At 72.9% G+C, this 22,360-nt stretch carries 23 protein-coding genes; 10 read left to right on the top strand and 13 right to left on the bottom strand.

Annotation, left to right across the window (positions count from 1 at the left end):
* Positions 1–41: 41 nt before the first annotated feature.
* Complete coding sequence (locus tag ABD714_RS12495; protein WP_344812683.1) at positions 42–968, top strand: LysR family transcriptional regulator; 927 nt, start codon at positions 42–44, stop codon at positions 966–968.
* 123 nt (positions 969–1,091) lie between these two features.
* Here the strand turns inward: ABD714_RS12495 and ABD714_RS12490 are convergent, their stop codons facing one another.
* Genes ABD714_RS12490 through ABD714_RS12465 form a run of 6 tightly spaced genes read right to left on the bottom strand, consistent with a single transcriptional unit; the run spans position 1,092 to position 6,949 of the window.
* The gene (locus ABD714_RS12490; RefSeq protein WP_344812682.1) at positions 1,092–2,765 is read right to left on the bottom strand and encodes an FAD-binding oxidoreductase; all 1,674 of its coding nucleotides are present in this window, start codon (positions 2,763–2,765) and stop codon (positions 1,092–1,094) included.
* Positions 2,762–3,508, bottom strand: coding sequence for a lysophospholipid acyltransferase family protein (locus tag ABD714_RS12485; protein WP_425562392.1), 747 nt, complete (start codon positions 3,506–3,508; stop codon positions 2,762–2,764). The genes ABD714_RS12490 and ABD714_RS12485 overlap by 4 nt, the downstream gene beginning before the upstream one ends.
* 40 nt (positions 3,509–3,548) lie before the next feature.
* The gene (locus tag ABD714_RS12480; RefSeq protein ID WP_344812681.1) at positions 3,549–4,316 is read right to left on the bottom strand and encodes an SDR family NAD(P)-dependent oxidoreductase; all 768 of its coding nucleotides are present in this window, start codon (positions 4,314–4,316) and stop codon (positions 3,549–3,551) included.
* Between the two features lie 52 nt (positions 4,317–4,368).
* Positions 4,369–5,751 (bottom strand): sensor histidine kinase, encoded by a 1,383-nt coding sequence (locus ABD714_RS12475; protein ID WP_344812680.1) that lies wholly within the window; start codon positions 5,749–5,751, stop codon positions 4,369–4,371.
* The gene (locus tag ABD714_RS12470; RefSeq protein WP_344812679.1) at positions 5,751–6,461 is read right to left on the bottom strand and encodes a response regulator transcription factor; all 711 of its coding nucleotides are present in this window, start codon (positions 6,459–6,461) and stop codon (positions 5,751–5,753) included. Before ABD714_RS12470 ends, ABD714_RS12475 begins: the two co-directional genes overlap by 1 nt.
* A gap of 26 nt (positions 6,462–6,487) precedes the next feature.
* A complete protein-coding gene (locus tag ABD714_RS12465) occupies positions 6,488–6,949 on the bottom strand; it encodes a DUF2231 domain-containing protein (protein WP_344812678.1) in 462 nt (153 codons plus the stop codon).
* Between the two features lie 262 nt (positions 6,950–7,211).
* Here ABD714_RS12465 and ABD714_RS12460 point away from each other — a divergent pair, with 262 nt between their 5' ends.
* The 4 genes from ABD714_RS12460 to ABD714_RS12445 are packed head-to-tail and all read left to right on the top strand — an operon-like array spanning position 7,212 to position 10,420.
* Positions 7,212–7,694, top strand: a complete 483-nt coding sequence (locus ABD714_RS12460; RefSeq protein WP_344812677.1) for a hypothetical protein — start codon at positions 7,212–7,214, stop codon at positions 7,692–7,694.
* A complete protein-coding gene (locus ABD714_RS12455) occupies positions 7,691–9,097 on the top strand; it encodes a ferredoxin reductase family protein (RefSeq protein ID WP_344812676.1) in 1,407 nt (468 codons plus the stop codon). Before ABD714_RS12460 ends, ABD714_RS12455 begins: the two co-directional genes overlap by 4 nt.
* A gap of 4 nt (positions 9,098–9,101) precedes the next feature.
* Positions 9,102–9,614, top strand: coding sequence for an FMN-binding protein (locus ABD714_RS12450; protein WP_344812675.1), 513 nt, complete (start codon positions 9,102–9,104; stop codon positions 9,612–9,614).
* Positions 9,611–10,420, top strand: coding sequence for an FAD:protein FMN transferase (locus ABD714_RS12445; RefSeq protein ID WP_344812674.1), 810 nt, complete (start codon positions 9,611–9,613; stop codon positions 10,418–10,420). Before ABD714_RS12450 ends, ABD714_RS12445 begins: the two co-directional genes overlap by 4 nt.
* Before the next feature lie 59 nt (positions 10,421–10,479).
* Here ABD714_RS12445 and ABD714_RS12440 read toward each other — a convergent pair whose 3' ends face one another.
* Both ABD714_RS12440 and ABD714_RS12435 read right to left on the bottom strand, forming a co-directional pair.
* Positions 10,480–10,776, bottom strand: a complete 297-nt coding sequence (locus tag ABD714_RS12440) for a hypothetical protein (protein WP_344812673.1) — start codon at positions 10,774–10,776, stop codon at positions 10,480–10,482.
* Between the two features lie 13 nt (positions 10,777–10,789).
* Positions 10,790–11,215: an Hsp20/alpha crystallin family protein gene (locus ABD714_RS12435; protein ID WP_425562391.1), complete on the bottom strand. Its 426-nt coding sequence runs from the start codon at positions 11,213–11,215 to the stop codon at positions 10,790–10,792.
* A 151-nt stretch (positions 11,216–11,366) separates the two neighbouring features.
* On the opposite strand from ABD714_RS12435, the gene ABD714_RS12430 reads away from it, so the two are divergent.
* Both ABD714_RS12430 and lhgO read left to right on the top strand, forming a co-directional pair.
* Positions 11,367–11,675: a MerR family transcriptional regulator gene (locus ABD714_RS12430; protein WP_344812672.1), complete on the top strand. Its 309-nt coding sequence runs from the start codon at positions 11,367–11,369 to the stop codon at positions 11,673–11,675.
* A 131-nt stretch (positions 11,676–11,806) separates the two neighbouring features.
* Positions 11,807–12,988: an L-2-hydroxyglutarate oxidase gene (gene lhgO, locus ABD714_RS12425; protein ID WP_344812671.1), complete on the top strand. Its 1,182-nt coding sequence runs from the start codon at positions 11,807–11,809 to the stop codon at positions 12,986–12,988.
* Between the two features lie 104 nt (positions 12,989–13,092).
* Here the strand turns inward: lhgO and ABD714_RS12420 are convergent, their stop codons facing one another.
* From ABD714_RS12420 to pta, 4 genes are read right to left on the bottom strand one after another with little or no spacing between them, the layout of a single operon-like run.
* A complete protein-coding gene (locus ABD714_RS12420) occupies positions 13,093–14,127 on the bottom strand; it encodes an MFS transporter (protein ID WP_344812670.1) in 1,035 nt (344 codons plus the stop codon).
* Positions 14,103–14,363, bottom strand: a complete 261-nt coding sequence (locus ABD714_RS12415; RefSeq protein WP_344812669.1) for a hypothetical protein — start codon at positions 14,361–14,363, stop codon at positions 14,103–14,105. The genes ABD714_RS12420 and ABD714_RS12415 overlap by 25 nt, the downstream gene beginning before the upstream one ends.
* Positions 14,360–15,559, bottom strand: a complete 1,200-nt coding sequence (locus ABD714_RS12410; RefSeq protein WP_344812668.1) for an acetate/propionate family kinase — start codon at positions 15,557–15,559, stop codon at positions 14,360–14,362. Before ABD714_RS12410 ends, ABD714_RS12415 begins: the two co-directional genes overlap by 4 nt.
* Positions 15,556–17,649 carry a phosphate acetyltransferase gene (gene pta, locus ABD714_RS12405; RefSeq protein ID WP_344812667.1) on the bottom strand — a complete coding sequence of 698 codons (2,094 nt, stop codon included), beginning with the start codon at positions 17,647–17,649 and terminating at the stop codon, positions 15,556–15,558. Before pta ends, ABD714_RS12410 begins: the two co-directional genes overlap by 4 nt.
* Positions 17,650–17,783: 134 nt before the next feature.
* Here pta and ABD714_RS12400 point away from each other — a divergent pair, with 134 nt between their 5' ends.
* Complete coding sequence (locus ABD714_RS12400) at positions 17,784–19,463, top strand: serine/threonine-protein kinase (protein ID WP_344812666.1); 1,680 nt, start codon at positions 17,784–17,786, stop codon at positions 19,461–19,463.
* A gap of 96 nt (positions 19,464–19,559) precedes the next feature.
* Here ABD714_RS12400 and ABD714_RS12395 read toward each other — a convergent pair whose 3' ends face one another.
* Entirely contained in the window at positions 19,560–20,333 is a 774-nt protein-coding gene (locus ABD714_RS12395; RefSeq protein WP_344812665.1) for a TetR/AcrR family transcriptional regulator, read from the bottom strand.
* Between the two features lie 136 nt (positions 20,334–20,469).
* Between ABD714_RS12395 and ABD714_RS12390 the strand changes: the two genes are divergently transcribed.
* The gene (locus tag ABD714_RS12390; RefSeq protein WP_344812664.1) at positions 20,470–21,438 is read left to right on the top strand and encodes an ATP-binding cassette domain-containing protein; all 969 of its coding nucleotides are present in this window, start codon (positions 20,470–20,472) and stop codon (positions 21,436–21,438) included.
* Entirely contained in the window at positions 21,435–22,247 is an 813-nt protein-coding gene (locus tag ABD714_RS12385; protein ID WP_344812663.1) for an ABC transporter permease, read from the top strand. The genes ABD714_RS12390 and ABD714_RS12385 overlap by 4 nt, the downstream gene beginning before the upstream one ends.
* Positions 22,248–22,360 lie beyond the last annotated feature (113 nt).

Genomic DNA, 22,360 nt, shown 5'->3' with positions numbered 1-22,360 from the left:
TGTGCTTAACAGTCGCCGCGAGCCGACCGAGGGAGACGTCGATGGGCTGGGAGTGGGGTCAGCTGCAGCTGATCCGCGAGCTCGCCGACCGCGGTTCGGTGACCGCCGTGGCGGCGGCGACCCACCGCACCCCGTCGGCGGTGTCCCAGCAGCTCAAGGCGATCCAGCGGCAGGCCGGGATCCCGCTGGTCGAGCACGTCGGCCGCGGACTGCGGTTGACCGACGCCGGGCGGGCCCTGGCAGCCAGCGCCGGCGGGGTGGCGACCGCGCTGGCCGAGGCGGACGCCACCTGGGACGCGTTCCTCGGTCGCACGGCGGGCACCGTGCGGCTGGCCTCCTTCTTCTCGGCCGGCGAGCTGCTGGTCCCGGGCCTGGTGGAGCGGCTGTCGGCCTACCCGGAGCTGACGGTGGAGACCTTCGACGAGGACGTGGCCACCGCCGACTTCGCCGCCCTGGTGGTCGACTACGACCTGGTGGTGGCGCACCGGCCGGACGACACCGAGCCCGCGACCGACACCGGCGTCCGGGTGACGCCGCTGCTGCGCGAGCCACTGGATGTCGCCGTGGCCCTCGACCACCGGCTGGCCGGGCGGGAGCAGGTGGAGCCCGCCGAGCTGGTGGGGGAGGCCTGGATCGCCCCGCCGCCGGAGTTCCCGATCGAGCAGGCGGTCCGCGCCCTGGCCGCCCGGGCCGGCGCCCCGGCCCGGATCGTCCGCCGCACCACGCACCTGCCGTTGATGGAGGGGCTGGTGGCGCGCGGGCAGGGGATCGCGCTGCTGCCGCGCTACTCGACCCAGGAGCACGCCTCCGGCCGGTTCGTGCTGGTCCCGGTGACGGGGATCCGGGCCGGCCGGCTGATCGAGGTGCTGTCCCGCCCCGAGCGGGCGGCGCGCCGGGCCGTCCGGGTGGTGCTGGCGGCGCTGCAGGACGAGGCGCACCGGATCGCCCGGGGTGGTGCGCCGGGCTGAGTGACGGAAATCTGCGTCTCGATCCCGACACGCCGGGCGACACGCCGCGCGCGGACCGTTGGGGGGCGCATCCCCGTCACTTCTCCGCGGGAACCCCACCCGGCCGGCGGGGCGCCCGGACAGTCAGTGCCCGGTGACCTTGCCGGGGTTGAGGTTGCGCCCCGGGTCGACGGTGCTGAAGAGGCCGTCGATCATCGCGACGCCGGGGGCGGAGATGTCCTCGGGCATCCAACGCGCGTGCTCCGTGCCGACCGCATGGTGGTGCGACAACGTGCCGCCGTGGTCGACGAAGCTCTGCTGGATGGCCGACTTCACCACGTCGTAGCCGACCAGCGGGTCCACGTCGTCGAGGGGGAAGGCGAACGTGAAGTATAGGCAGGCGCCGGAGTGGTAGCTGTGCGACAGGTGGCACATGATCCAGCCGCGGACCCCGATCTGGTCGAAGGCCCGGTTAGCCGCGGCAACCGTGTTGTCGTAGACCTCCATCAGCCGCGACCAGGGGGCCGCGGTCTCGGACACGTCGCCGCCGGCGCCGCGGTCGAGCAGGAAGTCCCGCAGGTACGGGGTGTCGAACTTCTTCTGGTCGTAGAGCCGACCCGGCCCGGTGCCGACCACGATGCCGCCGTGCTGGCCGACGATGGTCTTGACCAGCTTGCGCTCGTACGCCACGTGGCTCTTGGCGCCCTCGAAGCCGATGAACGACAGGCACACCTTCTCCAGGTCCCAGCCGCGCTTCTCCAGCACGGTCATCAGACCCTTCTGGATCTTGCCGGACAGGTTGAAACCGGGCTTGTGCTTGCCGGTGGCGAAGGAGAAGGCGGACTCGCGGGCGTCGGAGACCCGGGTGATCGTGGGGGCCGCGTCGGAGCTCGCGATGTCCTGCATGGCCGCCATCCCGGACTCCCAGGACGGGAACAGGTAGCCGAGGATGATCCGTTCCTCGGGCACCCGGTGCACCTGAACGGTGACCTCGGTGATGACGCCGAGCCGGCCCTCGCTGCCCAGGATCATCTCCCGGACGCTGGGACCGGTCGCCGTGCTCGGCAGCGGGCGGATGACCAGCACGTCGCCGGGGACCACGACCCGCAGACCGCGGGTCATGTCGGCGATGTCGCCGTACTTGTCCGACTGCATGCCCGACGACCGGGTCGCCACCCACCCGCCGAGGGTGGAGTGGGTGAACGAGTCGGGGAAGTGGCCCATGGTCCAGCCGCGGGCGCCCAGCTGCTCCTCGAGATCCGGCCCGAGGGTGCCGGCCTGGATCCGCGCCAGCCCGGACTCGGCGTCGATGTCGAGGACCTTGTTGAGCCGGCCGAGATCGACCGAGAGCACCGGTCGCGCCTCGTCGGGCGGCGGCTCGAGGCTGCCCGAGATGTTGGTGCCACCACCGAACGGGATGATCACCACGTCCTCGGCGACAGCCAGGTCGACGATCGCCCGCACCTGGTCCTCGTCGGCCGGATACAGCACGGCGTCCGGGATGCGGGGGATGATCGCCCGCCGCAGGCGGACCAGGTCGCGCAGGCTCTTGCCGTACGTGTGCACGATGCGGTCGAGCGTCTCGGTGTGGACGTGCTCCTCGCCGAGCAGCTCGGTCAGCTGGCCGAGGAAGGCGTCGGTCAGCTTCGGCACGGGCACGGGGAGCGACTCCAGCTCCGGCGGCACCACCGGGTCACCGGTGATGTCCAGTCCGACCTTCTCGGCGACGAAGGGACCGAAGGCGGGCTTGTCCTCGTGGTGGAAGCCGACGCCCTCGACGCCCCAGCCCCACCACTTCATGTGCTTCACGCCGCTCATCGCTGATCCCCTCCGAAGTCCTCAGTACGCTCCGTGGGCAGTGAGCGCCGGCCGTCGGCCAGTCGCTGCTGCTGCTCGCGGTAGTTCATCCCGTAGTCGACGAGGCCGCGGACCTCCTTGGCGATCCGGTCGGAGAAGACCGCCGCCTTCTCCCCGTCCTCGGGCCGCATCGGTGCACCGAAGACCACGTAGACCGGGGGCCGGCCCTTGACCGGCCAGCTGGCACCGCGCGGCATCGCGTCCGAGGCGCCGACCAGGGCCACCGGCACGCAGGGCACGTCGCGGCTGATGCACAGGGCCGCGGCGCCGGGCTTGAAGTTGCCCATCTCCCCGGTCCGGGACCGGGTGCCCTCGGGGAACAGCAGCAGCGGAACGCCGTCGTCGAGCAGGCTGGTCGCCATCCCGCGCTTGCCGCGCAGGCCCGTCCGATCCACCGGGAAGGCGTTGAAGAACAGCGCGGTCAGGCCCTTGCGCCACCACACGTCGAAGAAGTAGTCGGCGGCGGCGCCGGCGGCGACGTAGCGCGCCAACCTGCGGGGCAGGGCGCCGATCAGCAGCGGGGCGTCGAGGTGCGAGCTGTGGTTGGACACCATCACGAAGGGGCCGTCGAGGCCCTTGAGCTGTTCGCGACCGAGCACGGTCACGGTGGCCAGTCGCCAGATCAGCGGCTTGAGCATCCCTCGTTGCGCCACGAACCGCGCGCTCGCGTGGATCGGCGAGGTGTAGCGGCGACGGCTCGGCACATCGCCCACCGTATCGCGTCGGGGCCGGGGATCCCTCACGTCAGTGCCGTCCCGAGGACAGCTTCCGCGACACCGCCCGGATCGCCGTACGGGGTGCGAGCCGGGCCGCCAGGATCAGCGCCTGGTAGCGCTTGGACGGGATCGAGATGACCTTGTGCCGCTCGACGTCGGTCAGGCAGTCGGACACCAACCGCTCGGCGTCGAGCCACAGCTGATCGGGGATCTTGGAGGTCTTGATGTCCGCGCGCTGGTGGAACTCCGTCCGCACCCAGCCGGGGCAGAGTGCGGTGACCTGCACGCCGGTGCCCCGCAGCTCGTTGGCCAGTCCCTCGGAGTAGACCGTCACCCAGGCCTTGATCGCCGAGTAGCCGCCCATGGTGACGAAGCCGGCGGTGCTGGAGACGTTGATGATGGTGCCGCCGCCGCGTGCCTTCATGGTGCGGCCGGCGGCCCCACCCAGCACCAGCACGGCCCGGATCATCACGTCGATGGCGTGCTCGTGGGGGGTGGTGTCGGCGTTGGTCAGCGCGTACGGGACGCCGAACCCGGCGTTGTTGACCAGCAGGTCGACCGGCTGCTCGGTGCTGGCCAGCCGGTTCGCGACCCGCTGCACGTCGTCACGGTCGCCCAGGTCGGCCGACATCACCTCCACGTCGACGCCGTGGGCGGCGGTGAGCTCGGTGGCCATCTCGGCCAGCCGGCCCGCATCCCGGGCGACCAGCACCAGGTCGTCGCCCCGGCCGGCCAGTGCCCGGGCGAACGCGGCCCCGATCCCGGAGGTCCCGCCGGTCACCAACGCAGTCGTCATGGGACGACACCTTAGGCCGCGGGACCGGGCTCTGGCACGGTCGCGCCGGTGGTCACCGGTGCGGCAGCTCCAGGCGCAGGACGGCCCCAGTCCCGGGAGCCGCCCGGTTGGCGGCGGTGACGACCCCGCCGTGCCGGGTGGCGATCTCACTGACCAGGGCCAGGCCGAGTCCGTAGTGGCGTCGCGTGCTCGGGGCCGTGCTCTCCGGTCGGTCACCGGCGAACCGGGTGAACATCCGCGGCAGCACGTCGTCGCTGATGCCGGGGCCGTCGTCGCTGACCTCGATGACGACCATCCGGGCCCGGCGCTCGACCCCGACCTCCACCCGCGAGCGAGCGTGCCCGAGGGCGTTGTCGATCAGCGCGGTCACGCCCCGGCTCAGGGCCGTCGGGGCGCCGGCGGCCAGCGTGGTGTCGCCGGTGGTCGGGGTCAGCGTCAGGGTGAGTCCGGCCTCGGTCGCCGCCGCCTGCGCCGAGCTCACCGCCGCCGCCACCAACCCACCGAGGTCGACGGGATCCTGGGGCACCGGCGTGCGGGTGTCGGCGGCGAGCAGGAGCTCCTCCAGGATCGCGGTCAGAGCGGCGGAGTCGGCCACGATGCCTTCGGCGTCCCGACCGATCAGCTGATCCCGCGCGCTAAGCCCGGCGGCCCCGTGACCCCCGTGACCCCCGTGACCCCCGTGACCCCCGTGACCCCCGGGACCCCCGGGACCCCCGGGGGTCCCGGCGGACGGACCGACCGACGGCACGCGCCGGGCCAGCAGCTGGGCCCGGGTGCTGAGCAGCGTCAGCGGCGTGCGCAGCTCGTGGCCGGCGTCGGCCACGAACCGTCGCTGCGACTCCAGCGCCTGGGCCATCGGCGCGACGGCGCGCCGGGCCAGCACCACCGCCGCGAGGGTGGCCAGCACCAGGCCGGCCCCGCCGGCCAGCGCCAGCGCGCCGATGATCCGCTCGCGCTCCTGGTGCTGGTCGAGCAGGCTGACCACCGCCTGGACGACGACGTCGTCGTGCCGCACCGTGAGGATCTCGTACGGCCCGGTGGCGAGGTCGACGCGGCGGCGGTCCGTGACGCCGCCGGCGGCCACCTGCTCCATCACCGTGACGTCGGGCAGGCCGGGCGGCAGCTGCTCGGAGGTCACCACCTTCCCGTCGTGCAGCACGGCGGTGAAGGTGCCGCCCTCCAGGCGCAGCCGCAGCCGCCGGTCGTCGCCGTCGCCGTCCCCACCGCGGTCCGCACGGCCGGTGGCGGCGGCGGAGACCGCGTCGGTCAGGGTCTGGTTCAGCTGCTGCTCCTGGCTGCGGACCACCGCGACGTACGCGACAGTGCTCACCACCAGCAGGACGCCGATCAGCAGACCGGCCGTCTGCAGGCCGATGCGCCGCGCGGTGCGCCGGAGGTCGGTGCTCGGTGCGCCCCGCCCGCGACCGCCGACCACTAGTCGGACCCCAGCTGGTAGCCGAGGCCCCGGACGGTACGGATCGCGTTCCGGGAGAGCTTGCGACGCAGGTAGTGGACATAGGTGTCGACCACCCCGTCGTCGTCGGCGTCGGGGAACACGGCGGCGACCAGCTCGGACCGGGTGAAGACGCGGGCGGGGCGCCGGGCGAGCACCGCCAGCAGCGCGCACTCCCGCTCCGACAAGAACGTGCCCGCACCGTCGTCGGTGGTGACGGTCCTGGTCGACACCACCAACCGCCCGCCGGGCACCGGCAGGTCGTCGGCGCGGTCGTGATGGCGGCGCAGCAGAGCCCGGAGACGGGCCAGCAGCTCGTCGATGTCGAACGGCTTGCTGAGGTAGTCCTCGGCGCCGGCGTCCAGGCCGTCCACCCGGTCCCGGGCCAGCCCGAGGGCCGACAGCACCAGCACCGGGGTGAGCACCCCGCGGCTCCGCAGCCGACCGAGCAGGTCGAGGCCCTCGAGGGCGGGCAAACCGCGGTCCAGCACCATCACGTCGTAGCGGTGGCTCAGACCCAGGTGCAGCCCCAGCTGCCCGTCGTACGCGACCTCGACCGCGTAGCCCGCCGAGCCCAGGATCTCCTCCAGCATGCCGGCCAGCGTGCGGTCGTCCTCCACCAGCAGGATCCGGGGGGAGTCGGGCGCCGGCCTGCCGCCGTCCGCCGCCGCCGTCCGCGCCGCGCCGCTCACCTGCTCAGGATGCCGCACCGGCGTGCTCACGACACGTCGGACCAGGCCGCCGTCGCCCCGCTGTGGCCGATCCGCACCACCTGGACCAACGTGCCGAGCGCACCGACCACCACGATCGCGACGACGAGCAGCGTCAGCCAGCGGGGACGATCGGGCAGGCCCGTCAGCAGTCGCGTGATCAGCGGCCAGCTCAGCCCCAGGGCGCCCACGGCCAGCACGATCACCCAGGGCAGCAGCTGGTCACCGAGACGGGCGTGCGCCTCGACCAGCTCGGAGTGCGGCAGCGTGTGCTCCAGCGACTCGCCGCTGGAGGTGGTGATCGGCACCAGAACCACCGACAGCAGCGCCAGGGCCAGCGGGCCCCAGGACGCCCAGCGACGGAACCGCGGCCAGAACGTCGCGAGCAGCACGGCCAGTGCGGCGGTCGGCACGACCACCACCGTGGCGTGGACGATCAACGGGTGCAGCGGCAGGCCGAACACGGTCATGGGGTGGAACCTCTCGACGCGGGACGAGACCGCGGAGCGCTGAGCGCGCATCGGGAACACGGTCACGGCGCGAGCGTGACGCAGCCGGATCAGTGAATTCTTAGAGCGTCACAGGTGCGCCCCAGATCCCAGCCAGGCCGGTCCCAGCAGACAGGGGACAGCCGGACCTGCCGCCCGGGCGGCAGGATCGGCGCGCGCACTGATCCCGGTCTAAGAAAGCTCGGGTGGACTCGTTCCAGCAGAACAGAACGAGAGGACCACCGTGAGCCACGACCAACCGGCGCAGCACAGCGGTTCCCGCTGGGAACCACCCGCCGCCACCGACCCGACCGCTGGCCGGGCCGGCCCCGCCCCGGTGTCCGGAGCGGACTCAGCGGCCCCTCCGGACCTCGGTGCCCCAGGGGTGGGGGCCCCGGACGACCGAAGGAGTCGCCGCCGACGCGGTCCGCTGCTGGCGGCGCTCGCCGCCGTCCTCACCCTCGGTGCCTCGGCGGCCGGCCTCGCCTACGTGCAGGCGGCGCAGGAGCCCGGCTCGAACGAGCCGGCCGCCGTGAGCGATGCCGCGCCGGACCCCGGTCTCGGCCGCGGGGCCCGGGGCGACGAGGCGGGCCCGCAGGTCCCTCGCCTCGGTGATGGCGACGACGCCGACGGCGACGGCCGGCATCACCGTGACGGCGCCGACGGCGCCGGCTCGCCCGACACGGCTCTCCAGGGCGGCGCCGACGACTCCGAGCAGTCGTCGTGACGGCGCTGCTCACCCGACCGGCGGTCGGGGTTCCCACGATCGAGCGGCTGGGCGTCGACGCCGGTCGCGACCGACGGGTGCGGGTGGCCACCGGGGTCGCCCTGTGGCTGAGTCTGCTGCTGGTCACCTACTGGTGGATCACCGACGGCGGCGGCACCGACCTGACCACCGGCTGGGAGACCGGACTCACGTCGGTCGGTCGACTGAGTGGACTGTGGTCCGCGGATCTGCTGCTGGTGCAGGTGATCATGATGTCGCGGCTGCCTCCGCTGGAGAACGCCTTCGGCCGGGACGAGCTCACCCGCAGCCACCGGGTCATCGGCTTCCTGTCGTTCGACCTGATGCTCCTGCACGTGATCACGATCCTCGCCGGTTACGCCGGCGCGCGGTGGTCGCTGGTGCCGAGCACCACCTGGGACCTGATCACCACCGGCGGCGGGATCCTGCTCTCGGTGGCCGGGATGGTCTGCCTGATCATGGTCGCCACCACCAGCATCAAGAAGGCCCGTGGCCGGCTCCGCTACGAGTCCTGGCACCTCATCCACCTGTACGCCTACCTCGGCGTGGGGCTCGCCCTGCCGCACCAGCTCTGGACGGGCCAGCAGCTCCTCTCCTCGCCGGGACGCACCGCGTTCTGGTGGACGCTGTGGGGGTGCGCCGCCGGTGCCATCGTGATCTGGCGGCTGGTGCTGCCGCTGACCCGGAGCCTGCGGCACGGGCTGCGGGTCACCTCGGTGCACCGCGAGGCCTCCGACGTGGTCTCGGTCTACCTCACCGGCCGCCGGCTGGACCGGCTGCCCGTCCGGGCCGGTCAGTTCCTCACCGTACGTTTCCTCGACGGTGCCGGCTGGAGCCGGGCCAACCCGTTCTCGCTGTCAGCCGCCCCCGACGGTCGCAGCCTGCGGATCACGGCCAAGGCGCTCGGCGCCGGCAGCGCCCGGTTGGCCCACCTCCGTCCGGGCACCCGGGTGCTCTTCGAGGGTCCGTACGGGCGGCTGAGCGACCGGGTCCGGACCCGGCCCAAGGTCCTGCTCGCCGGCGCCGGGGTCGGCATCACCCCGCTGCGGGCGCTCGCCGAGGGACTGGCGTACGCGCCGGGTGACGCCGTGCTGCTCGACCGCTTCACGGCCGAGCCGCTGTTCGTTCCCGAGCTGCAGGCTCTGACCACCGAACGCGGTCTCAGGGTGATCGGGCTGCCCGGACCTCGCCGACGCCCGGACTCGGTCCTCGGACCGATGGCCGGCGACGACGAGCTGGCCACGCTGCGGCACTGGATCCCGGACCTCGCCGAGCACGACGTCTACCTCTGTGGTCCCACGGCCTGGACCGCCGGTTTCGCCCGCCTCGCGGTCGCCGCCGGCGTACCGCCCACCCACATCCACACCGAGAGCTTTGGTTGGTGAACCCATGAAACGCATAGTCCTCTGGCTGGCCTCGACCGTGACCGTCGTGGTGCTGCTGTTCGGCTACCACACGTCGACCAACTCGCCGGCGGCGACGTCGGCGTCGTCACAGACGTCCGCCACGTCGACCGGCAGCGGGGCCGGGTCGGCCGCGCCCCCCGATCCGTCCAGTGAACCGACGGATCCGTCCAGTGAACCGACGGATCCGTCCAGTCAACCGACGGCGGCCGGGTCCTCGGCCGCCCAGACGTACCAGGGGTCCACGGTGCAGACGCGCTGGGGCCCGGTGCAGGTGCAGATCACCGTCAAGAGCGGGAGGATCACCGCCGTCGACGTCCTGCAGCACCCGAGCGAGAACCCCAAGGACGCTGAGATCAACGACTACGCGCTGCCGGTGCTGGTGCAGGACACCCTGAAGGCCCAGAGCGCGAAGATCGACATGGTCAGCGGCGCGACGGTGACGAGCGACGGCTACGTGCAGTCGCTCCAGTCGGCGCTGGACAAGGCGGGGCTGTGACCGCCACGGCCCGGGACCGCCACGAACCGGTGGCGTCCCCGCCCGTCCGCCGTCGGGTCGTCCAGCTGATGGGGATGCCGATCAGCCTGGCGCTGCGCGGACGCCACGCCGACACCGCGCAGGGGGAGCGTGCCTGGGACGAGGTGGTCGCCGAGCTCGACTGGGTCGACCGGGTGTTCAGCACCTACCGCGACGACTCGGTGATCAGCCGTCTGGGCCGGGGGGAGATCGACCTCGCGGACTGCCCACCGGAGGTACGGGAGGTGCTGGCGCTGGGCCAGCAGGCGGAGGAGCAGTCCGGTGGCGCGTTCTCGGTTCGGCTGCCGAGGTCGGGTGGGGGCGCCGTCGACGGTCGACGGCTCGACCCGTCCGGAGTGGTGAAGGGGTGGGCCGTCCAGCGGGCCTCCCGCCGGCTCACCGCGCTGGACGACACCGACGTCTGCCTGTCAGCGGGTGGTGACCTGGTCTGCCGGGTCGCCGATCCCCGCCGGCCGTCCTGGCAGATCGGCATCGAGCACCCCCTCGATCCGACCCGGCTGATCGCCACCGTCCCGGTGCGCCGGGGCGCGGTGGCGACGTCCGGGACCGCGCGACGGGGCACCCACCTGTACGACGCCCGGACCGGCCGACCGGTCGAGGGCGTCGCGTCGGTGACGGTGATCGGTCCCGACCTCACCTGGGCCGACATCGATGCGACGGCGGCGTTCGCGCAGGGTGCCGGCGCCGCCGACTGGCTGCGAGGTCGGGTGGGTCGCACGGGCCTGGTGGTCTGGGCCGACGGGTCCACGACCACCGTGTCGGGGTAGTCCTCGGCACGGAGCCGGGGTGCTGCCGGTCCCGGACCTCTCCGGGACCGGCCGTTCACTCAGGACCCGAGCACCGCCCCGGGCGGCGAGCGCTGCCGTGGTCGCCCGTCCTCCGCGCTCCGACGACCAACCGGCACCCGGCAGCCGGCCGCGGCCGGGCACCGCTCCCGCCCGCCGGGGTGGGGGACCCCGGGGATCCCGCGACGGGGCGGACGTCCCGGCCGATCCGGCCACACGTCGGCCACGAGGGCGTCGAACTCGGCGCGCAGCAGATCGGGGTCGGCCAGCAGCAGCGTCCAGAAGTCGGTCCGCCGGTCGGTGTCGGCGGGGCTGGGAGAGCGAGCGGGCGAGGACATCACGGGCCCCGGGTCAGGCGTTGATGGCCTGCTGGTCGTCGTGCTCGCGCGTGATCGAGATCTTGCGCGGCTTGGCCTTCTCGGCCACCGGGATCCGGAGCGTCAGCACCCCGGACCGGTAGTTCGCGCCGATCCGCTGCGTGTCCAGGTTGTCCCCCAGCACCAGCTGGCGGCTGAACACCCCGCGGGGCCGCTCGGCGGCGAGCAGCTCGGCGTCGCTGGCCCGGTTCGGTCGCTCGGCCCTGACGGTGATCACGTTGCGTTCGACGTCGAGGTCGATCGAGTCGACGTCCACGCCGGGGAGGTCGAACTCCACCAGGAAGGTGTCGCCCTCCCGCCAGGCGTCCATCGGCATGGCCGAGGGGCGGGCCTGAGTGCCGTCGGCGCCGAAGACCTGCTGGGCCAGGCGGTCGAGATCTCGGAAGGGGTCAGTGCGCATCAGCATCATCATCACCTCCGTCTGCTGTCACGATGCTCCGGATGGGCCACCGATCGCCGTCTGCGATCTATGGCATGCGCTATAGGTATTTTGTAGCGCAGATGGCAGGATGAGGCAAGCAGCTGCCGCGAGATTCTCGAGGAGCACGTCGGTGACCACATCGTCCGGACCCGATCGCCACCGCGGCGTCTACGGGATCTCCGTGGCCGCGGACCTGGTCGGCATGGGTGTGCAGAACCTGCGGGCGTACGAGGCCCGGGGGCTGCTGGAGCCGGACCGCACCGAGGGGGGCACCCGCCGCTACAGCGCCGACGACCTCGACCGGCTGCGCCGCATCGGTGACCTGCTCGATGCCGGTCTGAACCTGGCCGGGATCGGGATGGTGCTCGACCTCGAGGACGAGAACAGCGAGCTGCGGCAGCAGGCCGAGGAGCGCGCGGACGGCTCTACCCCCGACTGACCGCCGACTGACCGCCCGCACCGAGAGCCGGCAGGCGCCCCCTGCGGGCCGGAGCTCTGCGGGCCACGGGCCGCGCGCCACGCCGGTCGCCTACGGTGTCCTCGCAAGCGTCCAGAGCGGAGGCGGGGAACGTGGCCGAGATCGTGGTGGCCGGTGCGGGCATCGTCGGACTGGCCACCGCGCGCGAGCTGACCACGCGGGGTCACCGGGTGACCGTGCTGGAGAAGGAGCCGGAGATCGCGCGGCACCAGACCGGCCGCAACTCCGGGGTCATCCACTCCGGCCTGTACTACGCGCCGGGGAGCCTCAAGGCGACGCTGGGCACCGCCGGGGCGGCCTCGATGCGTGACTTCGCCCGCGAGCACGGCATCCCCGTCGACATCTGCGGCAAGCTCGTGGTCGCCACCCGGCCCGAGCAGCTGGCCGCACTGAGCCGCCTCCACGATCGCGGTCGGGCCAACGGCGTCCCGGTGTGCCGGGTCGACCCCGACGAGGCCCGCGAGCTCGAGCCGTACGTCTCCTGCGTGGCGGGTCTCCGGGTCGAGTCCACCGGCATCGTCGACTACTCACGTGTCTGCCGGACCCTGGACAGCCTGATCACCGCGGGTGGCGGGCAGGTGCTCACGGGCGAGGAGATCGTCGCCGTCGACACCCGCGGCGACGGCGTCATCGTGACCACCCGGTCCGGGGAGCACCGGGCCGAGCGCTTCGTGAACTGCGCCGGGCTGCAGTCCGACCGGTTGGCGCGGCTGGCCGGGTTGGAGCCGGACGTGCGGATCGTCCCGTTCCGCGGGGAGTACTTCGAGCTGAAGCCCGCGTACGAGCACCTGGTCACCGGGCTGATCTACCCGGTGCCGGACCCGACGCTGCCGTTCCTCGGGGTGCACCTGACCACGATGATCAACGGCGGGGTGCACGCCGGCCCGAACGCCGTGCTGGCCCTGGCCCGGGAGGGCTACTCCTGGACCACGGTGAAGCCGGCCGACGTTGCGGACTACCTCCGCTGGCCCGGCTCGTGGCGCCTCGGCCGCCGGTACTGGAAGACCGGCCTCGGCGAGATCCGGCGGTCGCTGTCCCCCGCGCGCTTCCTGGCCAGCCTGCGCGAGCTGGTCCCGGCCCTGCCGGACGACAGCCTGGTGCCGGCCCCAGCGGGCGTGCGGGCCCAGGCGCTGCGCCGGGACGGGACGATGGTGGACGACTTCGCGTACGTCCGGGCGCCCCGCCAGATCCACGTGCTGAACGCCCCGTCCCCGGCCGCGACCGCCTCCCTGGAGATCGGCCGGGTCATCGCCGACGAGGTCGACCGGCTCTGAGGTCGGCCGGTTCTGAGGTCGGCCGGCTCTGAGGTCGGCTGCCGCCCCCTTTCGCTGACTCACGCCCCCACTGCAGCGGGGGCGTCGATGAACGAAAGGGGGCGTCAGCGGGAAACAGGCTGCGGCTCGCGGGCGGCGGGGGCGCACAACCCGGCCAGGACGGCCAGCACGCCGACCACCCAGAACGCGTTCAGCAGCCCGACCTGCTCGCCCAGCAGACCGATCAGCGGCGGGCCGATCAGGAACGCGAAGTAGCCGATGGTGGCCACCGCCGCCACGCTCGCCGTCGCGGTCCGCGGGTCGTCCGCCGCCGCCGACATCCCCACCGGGAAGCCGAGTGAGGCGCCCAGACCCCAGAGCACGGTCCCGACGGCGGCCACGCCGATGTTCGGGCCCAGGATGACCAGCAGCAGGCCGGCCACGGCCAGCACCGCCGTCCCGCGCAGCACCGGGATCCGACCGAAGCGGTCCAAGACCCTGCCGCCCAGCAGCCGACCGACGGTCATGGCCGTGACGAAGACACCGAACATCGCCGCGCCGCCGGCGTTGGTGAGGCCGTACCCGTCGACCATCGACAGACTCAGCCAGTCGTTGGCCGAGCCCTCGGCGAAGGCCATCCCGAGCACGATCACCCCGATCAGCAGGATCCGGGGGTCCCGCCAGACGGCCAGCCGGGACCGCCACCCGGCCGGGTCGGGGGTGTCGGACAACGGGTCGGCCATGGTGTCGACGCCGGTCGCGCCGGCCCCGGCCGCCGCGGGCTCCTCGACGTGCTCGGCGGGCTGCAGGAACCGGACGGAGACCTGCGCCGCCACCAACCCGAGCACCCCGACGCCGACCAGGTGCACGCCGATCGGCACCGACAGGTGCTCCATCAGGGCGCCCACCCCGGCACCGATCATGGTCCCGACGCTGAACAGCGCGTGGAAGACGGGCATCAGCGTGCGGCCGATCCGCCGCTCGTTGGCTGCGCCGCTGAGGTTCATGGCCACGTCGCAGATCGAGTAGCCGACACCGAAGGCCATCAGCGCCACGAACAAGATCACCAGACTCGGCGCGACCTCCGCCAGCACGCCGATGCCGACCATCCCGGCCGACGCCAGCGACAGGCAGATCAGCAGCGTCCGGCTCGCGCCCAACCGGGCGATCCGTGGCTGGAGGCGAAGAGACCGAGCACCGACCCGGCGGCCAGCCCGAAGATCAGCAGACCCATCTGGCTGGTGGTGGCGCCGAGGATGTCGCGGACCGTCGGCACCCGGGAGGCCCAGCTGGCGAACAGGAAACCGCACAGCCAGAAGATCACGAAGACGGCGTTGCGCCAGCTCCGCAGCACCGGCTCGGTCGCGGTCCGACCCGCGCCGGCGGCGGAGCTCATCCGACCAGCTGCTCGGCCTTGCGGGCGATCGCCAGCTCCTCGTCGGTGGGCACGACCATGATCGTCACCGGTGAGTCGGTGGCGGAGACGACCCGGGCCGACCGGGAGCGCTCCGTGTTGCGCGCCTCGTCCAGCACCAGGCCGAAGTGCTCCAGGTCCGCGGTGGCCGCCGCTCGCACCCGGGCGTTGTTCTCCCCGACACCGGCGGTGAACACCACCGCGTCCAGCCGGCCGAGCGCGAAGGCGTACGCGCCCAGGTAGGTCCGCAGCCGGTGCACGTAGACGGCGAACGCCCGCTCCGCGGCCTCGTCGCCGTCGGCGATCCGGCGGTCCAGCACCCGGAAGTCGTTGTCCCCGCAGAGTCCCTTGAGCCCGGACCTCTTGTTCAGCAGGGTGTCGATCTCGGGGATGGACAGCCCGGCGGCGTCGTGCAGGTACGGGTAGATGCTGGGGTCGATGTCGCCGGAGCGGGTGCCCATCACCAGGCCCTGCAACGGCGTCAGACCCATCGACGTCTCGATCGCCGCGCCGCCGCGGACGGCCGACACCGACGCGCCGTTGCCGAGGTGGAAGACGATCACCCGGAAGTCCTCGGTCGACCGACCCAGCACCTCGGCCGCGCGCCGCGACACGAACTCGTGGGAGGTGCCGTGGAAGCCGTACTTCTTGATCGCGTGCTCGGCGGCCAGCTCGGCCGGGATGGCGTACGTGCTCGCCGCCGCCGGCAGACCGGCGAAGAAGGCGGTGTCGAAGACCGCCACGTGCGGGACGGCGAACCGCTCGCGGGCGGCCCGGATGCCGGCCAGCGCGGCCGGGTTGTGCAGCGGGGCCAGCGGCGACAGCTTCTCGATCTCCACCAGCACGTCGTCGTCGATGACCACCGGGTCGCTGAACCGGGACCCGCCGTGCACCACCCGGTGCCCGACCGCGGTGATGCCGACGCCGTCCAGATCGGGTCCGTGGGCCGCGAACTGCTCCCGGAGCAGGGTGAGGGCGGCGCCGTGGTCGGCGACCGGGTCCTCCCGGGTCCAGGACTGCTCCCCGGTGGAGTGGGAGATCCGACCGGACGACTCGCCGATCTGCTCGATCAACCCCGACGCCAGCACCTCGGCGGTGTCCGGCACGACCAGCTGGTACTTCAGCGACGACGACCCGGAGTTGATCACCAGCACCGGGCCCGCGGCGGTCCAGCTCACGCCGCGCCCCCGCCCGGGGCGCTGGCCGCGGCGTCGTTGCCGGCCGCCTGGACCGCGGTGATCGCCACGGTGTTCACGATGTCGTCCACCAGGGCTCCTCGGGACAGGTCGTTCACGGGCTTGCGCAGACCCTGCAGGACCGGGCCGATGGCGACGGCGTGCGCGCTGCGCTGGACCGCCTTGTAGGTGTTGTTGCCGGTGTTCAGGTCCGGGAAGATGAACACCGTCGCCCGGCCGGCCACGGCCGAGTCGGGCAGCTTGGTCCGGGCGACGTCCAGGTCGACCGCGGCGTCGTACTGGATCGGACCCTCCAGCGGCAGGTCCGGCCGGCGCTCGGCGACCAGCGCGGTGGCCGCGCGCACCTTCTCCACGTCGGCGCCCGACCCCGACGACCCGGTGGAGTACGACAGCATCGCCACCCGCGGTTCGATCCCGAACTGGTCAGCGGTCTCGGCCGACGAGGCGGCGATGTCGGCCAGCTGCTCGGCGGTCGGGTCGGGCACCACGGCACAGTCGCCGTAGACCAGCACCCGGTCGGCCAGGCACATCAGGAAGACGCTGGAGACGGTGGCCACCCCGGGCTTGGTCTTGATGAACTCCAGGGCCGGGCGGATGGTGTGCGCGGTGGTGTTGACCGCCCCGGAGACCATGCCGTCGGCCAGTCCGAGGTGGACCATCATCGTGCCGAAGTAGGAGACGTCGGTGACGACCTCGCGGGCCCGCTCGATCGTCATCCCCTTGTGCGCCCGGGCCCGGGCGTACTCGGCGGCGAACCGCTCCACCAGCTCGGGGTCGGTGGGGGAGACGACGGTGACGTCCTCCAGGTCGAGGGCGAGCTCGGACGCCCGGGCGCGGACGAGCTTCTCGTCCCCCAGCAGGGTCAGCCGGGCCACGCCGCGCCGGAGCAGGATGGAGGCGGCCTCGAGGATCCGGTCATCCGTGCTCTCCGGCAGCACGATGTGCTTGTTGGCCTCGCGGGCCCGCTCCATCAGCTGGTACTCGAACATCAGCGGGGTGCGCACCTCGGAGGCGGACACGTTGATCGCCTTCATCAGCGCCTCGGCGTCGACCCGCTCGGAGAACAGCCGACGGGCTACCTCCAGCTTGCGGGTGGACTCCTTGGACATCGGTCCGCGGACACCCGACAGCTGGGCCGCGGCGGTGAAGGTGCCGAGCTCGGTGGAGACGATGGGCAGGTTGTGCGGGACGCCCTCGACCAGCCGCTGGACCGGTTCGGGGATCGGGTAGCCGCCGGTCAGCACGATCCCGGCCAGCGAGGGGAAGGTCCCCGACTGGTGGGCCATCAGGAGCCCGGGCAGCAGCTCGCCCCGGTCGCCGGGGGCGATCACGGTGACATCGGGCCGCAGCCGGTCGAGCACGTTGGGCAGGCTCATCGCCGCCACGATCAGCCCCTGCGACTCGCGGTCCAGCCAGGAGTCGGTGCCCAGCACCAGCTCGGCGTCGACGGCGGCCGCCTGCGCCCGTACGGTCGGGGCGGACAGCATGGGGCTCTCCGGGACCGTCGCGACCACCACGCCCGGCAGCTGGGCCAGGGCTGTCTGGGTCTCGGCCAGCTGGTCGGCCGCCGTCCGGTTGGCGATCACCGCGACGGTGTGGGCGTGGTGCAGCCGGAGCTCGGCGATGGCCACCTCGGCGGTGGAGCGCACCTCGTCGGGGGTGCGGTCGCGGCCGTGCACGACCAGCACGACCGGCGCCCCGAGGTTGGCCGCGATCCGGGCGTTGACGGTCAGCTCGGTGCCGGTGGAGATGTCGGTGTAGTCCGAGCCGAGCACCAGCACGACGTCGAAGGTCTCCGCCAACCGACCGAACCGCTCGACGATGACGTGCATCGCCTCGTCCGGGTTCTCGCGGGCCTCGTCGTAGGTGACCCCGATGGCGTCGTCGTAGCTCTGCGTGATGCCGGGTTGGTTCACCAGCATGTCGGCGAGCATGTCGTGGTGCCCGTGCACGAGAGGGCGGAACACCGCGACCGAACCGACCTCGCGGGTCAGAGTGTCGATCAGCCCGATGGCGATGGCTGACTTCCCGGTGAGGCCCTCGGGCGAGGCGATGTAGACGCTCCGAGTCATGGTCGTGACCCTAGTGGTCACGACCGGAGGTCCGTCAGGGTGTCTGGCGTCGAGCCTGCCGCACCCGTCCGGCCGGCAGCGGTCGTTCGTCGCGGCGCCCGCCGGAGGGGCATCGTCCGAGTACCGTGAACCCGGTGGTGACCGCGCACCCCGAGATCAAGGGGCTCTCCGACTGGCGACCCCTCGCCCGAGGGGGCTTCGCCGCGGTCTGGCAGGCGCGTCAGGACTCGCTCGGCCGCCAGGTAGCGGTCAAGGTCGACTTCCGTCCCCTGGACGAGGACAAGCAGCGACGCCGCTTCCTGCGCGAGGCCGGGGCGGCCGGCCGGTTGTCGGGTCACCCGGGGATCGTCACGGTGCACGACGCCGGCATCCTGCCCGACGACCGCCCGTACCTGGTCCTGGAGCTGTGTCCGGGCGGGTCGCTGTCGGCCTGGTTGACCCCGGAGAAGCGACCCGAGGTCGCCCGGGTCCGCGACGTCGGGGTCCGGATCGCCGACGCCCTGGCCGCCGCGCACGCGCGGGGGGTGATCCACCGGGACGTGAAGCCGGCGAACATCCTGATCGACGCGTACGGGCACGCCGGGCTGACCGACTTCGGGCTGGCCGCGATGCCGGAACCCGGGTCGGAGCCGTCGGTGACGATGGAGGCACTGACCCCGGCGTACGCGCCGCCGGAGATGTTCCACTCCCACCCCGCCACCGAGTTCGGTGACGTCTACTCCCTGGCGGCCACCCTGTACGCGCTGCTGGCCGGCCACCCGCCGCGTTGGCCGACCGACGGGCACACCCCGACCCTGCCGGAGCTGATCGAGCTGCACGCGGAGCCGGCGGCGACGCTGCCCCACGTGCCGCAGGCGCTGACGGACGTGCTCGCCGGCGCCCTGGCGCAGGAGGCCTCCGAGCGACCCACCGCCGCGCAGTTCCGTGACCAGCTGGCCGGGGTCGACCTCGGACCGGGGGCCACCGTGGACCGGCGGGCGCTGGGGCTCGGCGGAGCAGCGGGCACCCAGGGAGTGGCGACCGACCCGGGCGGGTCCGTGGCCCAGGCGTCGGCGGCGGCGTCGGCGGAGTCGGGGGGTGGCCGGTCGGCGAGCGACGGGCCCCCGGACGGCGCGTCGGGGGGCGGGCCCTCGGGTGGGGTGTCGGGGGACGTCGACCCGGACCGGGAGACCACCGGCGAGCGGAGCACCCGACGTCGGGACCGGACGCTGCTGGTCGCCGTGCTGGTCCTGGTCGTGGCGCTGGTGGGGGCGGGCGCGCTCTACTTCGGTCTCACCGGCCGGGAGACCGGCGCGACCACCCCTCCGGTGGGCGCCGCGACGCCGTCGACCGGCACGACCGGTCCCACGGCCGACGGGCCGAGCCCGGACGGCTCGAGTGCCTCCGCCTCGGCCTCGGGGTCGCCGAGCGGTTCGCCGAGCCCGCCCGACGGGTTCGTCCCGTGCGCGCAGCTCGGCGAGGGCGCCCTGTGCCCCGTCGAGCCGGAGTGCTGGGCCGGGCTGCAGAACTTCGGCGACGTCCCGCTGCTGGCCACCCCCGCCGAGTGCACCGACACCCACGCCTACCAGACCTTCGTCGCGGTGCAGCTGCCCGAGACCCCCCGGACGCAGTCGGAGCTGGAGAACGACCCGCGGATCAAGGAGCTGTGCACCAAGGACGTGCTCAACCGCCGGCTGGCCTCCGGTCGCGCCGGTGTCCTCTGGGACATCGAGGCGGTCCCGTACCGGGTCTTCCCGGCCCCGGACGAGCTCAGCCGCTGCGTGGTGACCACGGGCAAGGAGCGGACCGCCCCCCTGCCGTTCAAGCCGGTCTGACGCCCTTCCCCGTGCTCGGCGGACCCGACGGCCTGACCGGCCTGCCGCCCCTGTCCGCCCTGACGCCCCTGTCCGCCTCGGCGCCCCTGGTCGCGCTCAGGCGTCGGGGAGGCTCGCCTCCAGGGCGTCGAGCAGCCGGGCCAGCAGCCGGTCGAAGGCGTACGCCTGGTCGTCGTCGAAGCCGCCGGCCTCCCACACGGCCGCCATGGTGGGATAGCGGCCCTCGTCGAAGTACGTCGACCAGAAGCTGGCCCGAGACTCCCAGTAGGCCTCGGCCGAGGTGCCGGTCCGCCGGGCCTGGTCGGAGTCGGTGATCTGGGAGCGGGCCGCCCCGAGCAGCTGCCAGAGGATCAGGTTGCTGGAGGAGACCACGTCGGTGCCCCGCAGCCCTGCCCGCTGGAGCGCGGCGTAGAGAGCCTCGTCGGCGTCCAGCACGTGGGGGCCGACCGGCAGCCGAGCCGTGTTCAGGTCCAGCAGCCAGGGGTGCCGCTCGTACATCCGCCAGCGCTCACCCACCTGGTGCTCCACCTCGGCCCGCCAGGACAACCCGCCGGCGGACGGCCCCAGCTCGGCGTGCACGCGGTTCACCATCAGCTCGAGCAGCTCGTCGCGTCCGGGCACGTACGTGTAGAGCGACATCGCCCCGACCCCGAGTCGCGCGGCGACCCTGCGCATCGAGAGCTGGGCCAGCGCATCGGCGTCGGCGATCGCCACTCCGGCGTCGACCACGTCCTCGAGGGTGAGCTTCGGTTTGGGCCCCCGGCTCGGCGCGGCCGGTGCGGGCTCCCAGAGCAGCCGGAGGATCCGGCGTCCCTGCTCGGTCCCGAGCTCGTCGGCCGAGGGGCCGTCCGGGTGCGCGGGATCGGTCATCGGTGGTCCTCCCGGATCGGGGGCGAGGCAGTGTCAGTACGACTCCGTACAGTGTATGGTGTTCTTACTCGGTACGGCGTACGGAGATGAGCACGGGTCGCGCCGAGATCCGATCGACGAGGGGGAGGACCCAGGCGTGATCCACACGCGCGGGCTGCGGAAGCAGTTCAGGAGCAGGAAAGAGACGGTCGAGGCCGTCAAGGGTGTCGACATCGACATCGAGGCGGGGGAGCTGGTGGCCTTCCTCGGTCCAAACGGCGCCGGCAAGACGACCACCCTGCGGATGCTGACCACGCTGCTGCCGCCGACCTCGGGCACGGCCGAGGTGGCGGGCGCCGACATCGTGGCGCAGCCGGCGCTGGTGCGCTCCCGGATCGGCTACATCGGCCAGGGCAACGGCGGCGGTCACAGCTTCCGGGTGCTGGACGAGCTGCGCTCGCAGGGTCGGTTCTACGGGCTCGACAACGCCGCAGCGGCGGCCCGGGCCGCCGAGCTGGTCGGCAGCCTCGACCTGACCGGGCTGGAGAGGCGGACCGTCGGTTCCCTGTCCGGAGGACAGCGGCGTCGGCTGGACGTGGCGCTCGGTCTGGTCAACTCGCCCAGGCTGCTGTTCCTCGACGAGCCGTCGACCGGGATGGACCCGCAGAACCGGGCCAACCTGTGGGCGCACATCCGTCGGCTGCGGGTCGAGCTCGGCACCACGATCGTGCTGACCACCCACTACCTGGAGGAGGCCGACGCCGAGGCGGAGCGGGTGGTGGTCATCGACCACGGCGAGATCATCGCCGACGACACCGCCCAGCACCTGAAGAGCCGGCTGGCCGGGGATCGCCTGACGGTCGTCGTCGAGCCGGCGGACGTGGAGCGGGCCCGCGCGGTGCTGGGGCGGCGGGCCCTCGGGCTGGAGGAGTCGCCGGACGCGGACGGGGTGGCCGTCAGCGCCCGGGTCGACCAGGGCCGGCAGCTGCTGCCGGTGGTGCTGCGGGAGCTGGACGCCGACCGGGTGCCGGTGCGGGCGGCCGACGTCCGGGTGCCGACGCTGGACGACGTGTTCCTGAGTCTGACCGGGCGCAGTCTGCGCGAAGACGTGGAGGTGGCGGCATGACCGCGGTGGCGACGGCGGGTGCCGGCCCGCTGCAGGATCGACGGAGCTCGCTGGTCGGGGACGTGGTCGCGGTCTTCTGGCGGGAGATGTTCCTGGTGCTGCGGGACCCGTTCTCGCTCATCTTCTCCCTGGTCCAGCCGCTGGTCTTCCTGGCGCTGTTCGGCCCGCTGCTCGGGGGTTCCATCGACCCGGCGGCGCTGGGAGGGCAGTCCCCGCTGCAGTGGTTCCTGCCCGGCGTGATCGTGATGATCTGCCTGTTCGGCACCGGGGCGGCCGGCTCCAACCTGCTGTTCGAGATCTCGCTCGGGTCGTACGAGCGGGTGCTGGCCAGCCCGCTGCGGCGGTCGGCCATCCTGATCGGCCGAGCCCTGAAGGAGCTCGCCCCCCTGGTGGTCCAGGCCGCGCTGATCGTGGTCGTCTCGATCCCGTTCGGCTTCGTGCTCCATCCCCTGCACGTCATCGTCGGGCTGGTGCTGCTCGGGGTGTTCGGGGTCGGCATGGGCGCGTTCTCGTACGCGCTCGCGATCGCCGCCCGGAAGCGGGAGTGGATGTTCTGGGCGGTGCAGCAGTCGCTGCTGTTCCCGCTGCTGATCCTGTCCGGGATGATGCTGCCGCTGGAGAACGGGCCGCGCTGGATGCAGGTGATCGGCGCCTTCAACCCGCTCACCTGGATCGTCAACGCGGAGCGGGCGCTGTTCTCGGGCTCCTTCGCCGACCCGGCCATCGGCTGGGCCGTCCTCGCCGCCGTGCTCACCTGCGCCGCCGGGCTCTGGGTGGGCGTCAGGCAGGTGCACCGCAGCACCAGCTGAGTCTGGACAGCGCCGGTCGCGCGTGGCCCACCCTGGTTCTGCTCGGGTTTGTCGGACCTGCTCGATCTATAGACCGAGCAACACCGACAAACCCGAGCAGAACCCACGGCGCG

Origin of the sequence: Microlunatus aurantiacus, assembly GCF_039536605.1 — a bacterium.
Taxonomy (GTDB): Bacteria; Actinomycetota; Actinomycetes; order Propionibacteriales; family Propionibacteriaceae; genus Microlunatus; species Microlunatus aurantiacus.
The sequence above is the reverse complement of the archived record's forward strand: the minus strand, read 5'-3'. Positions and strand labels throughout refer to the sequence as shown.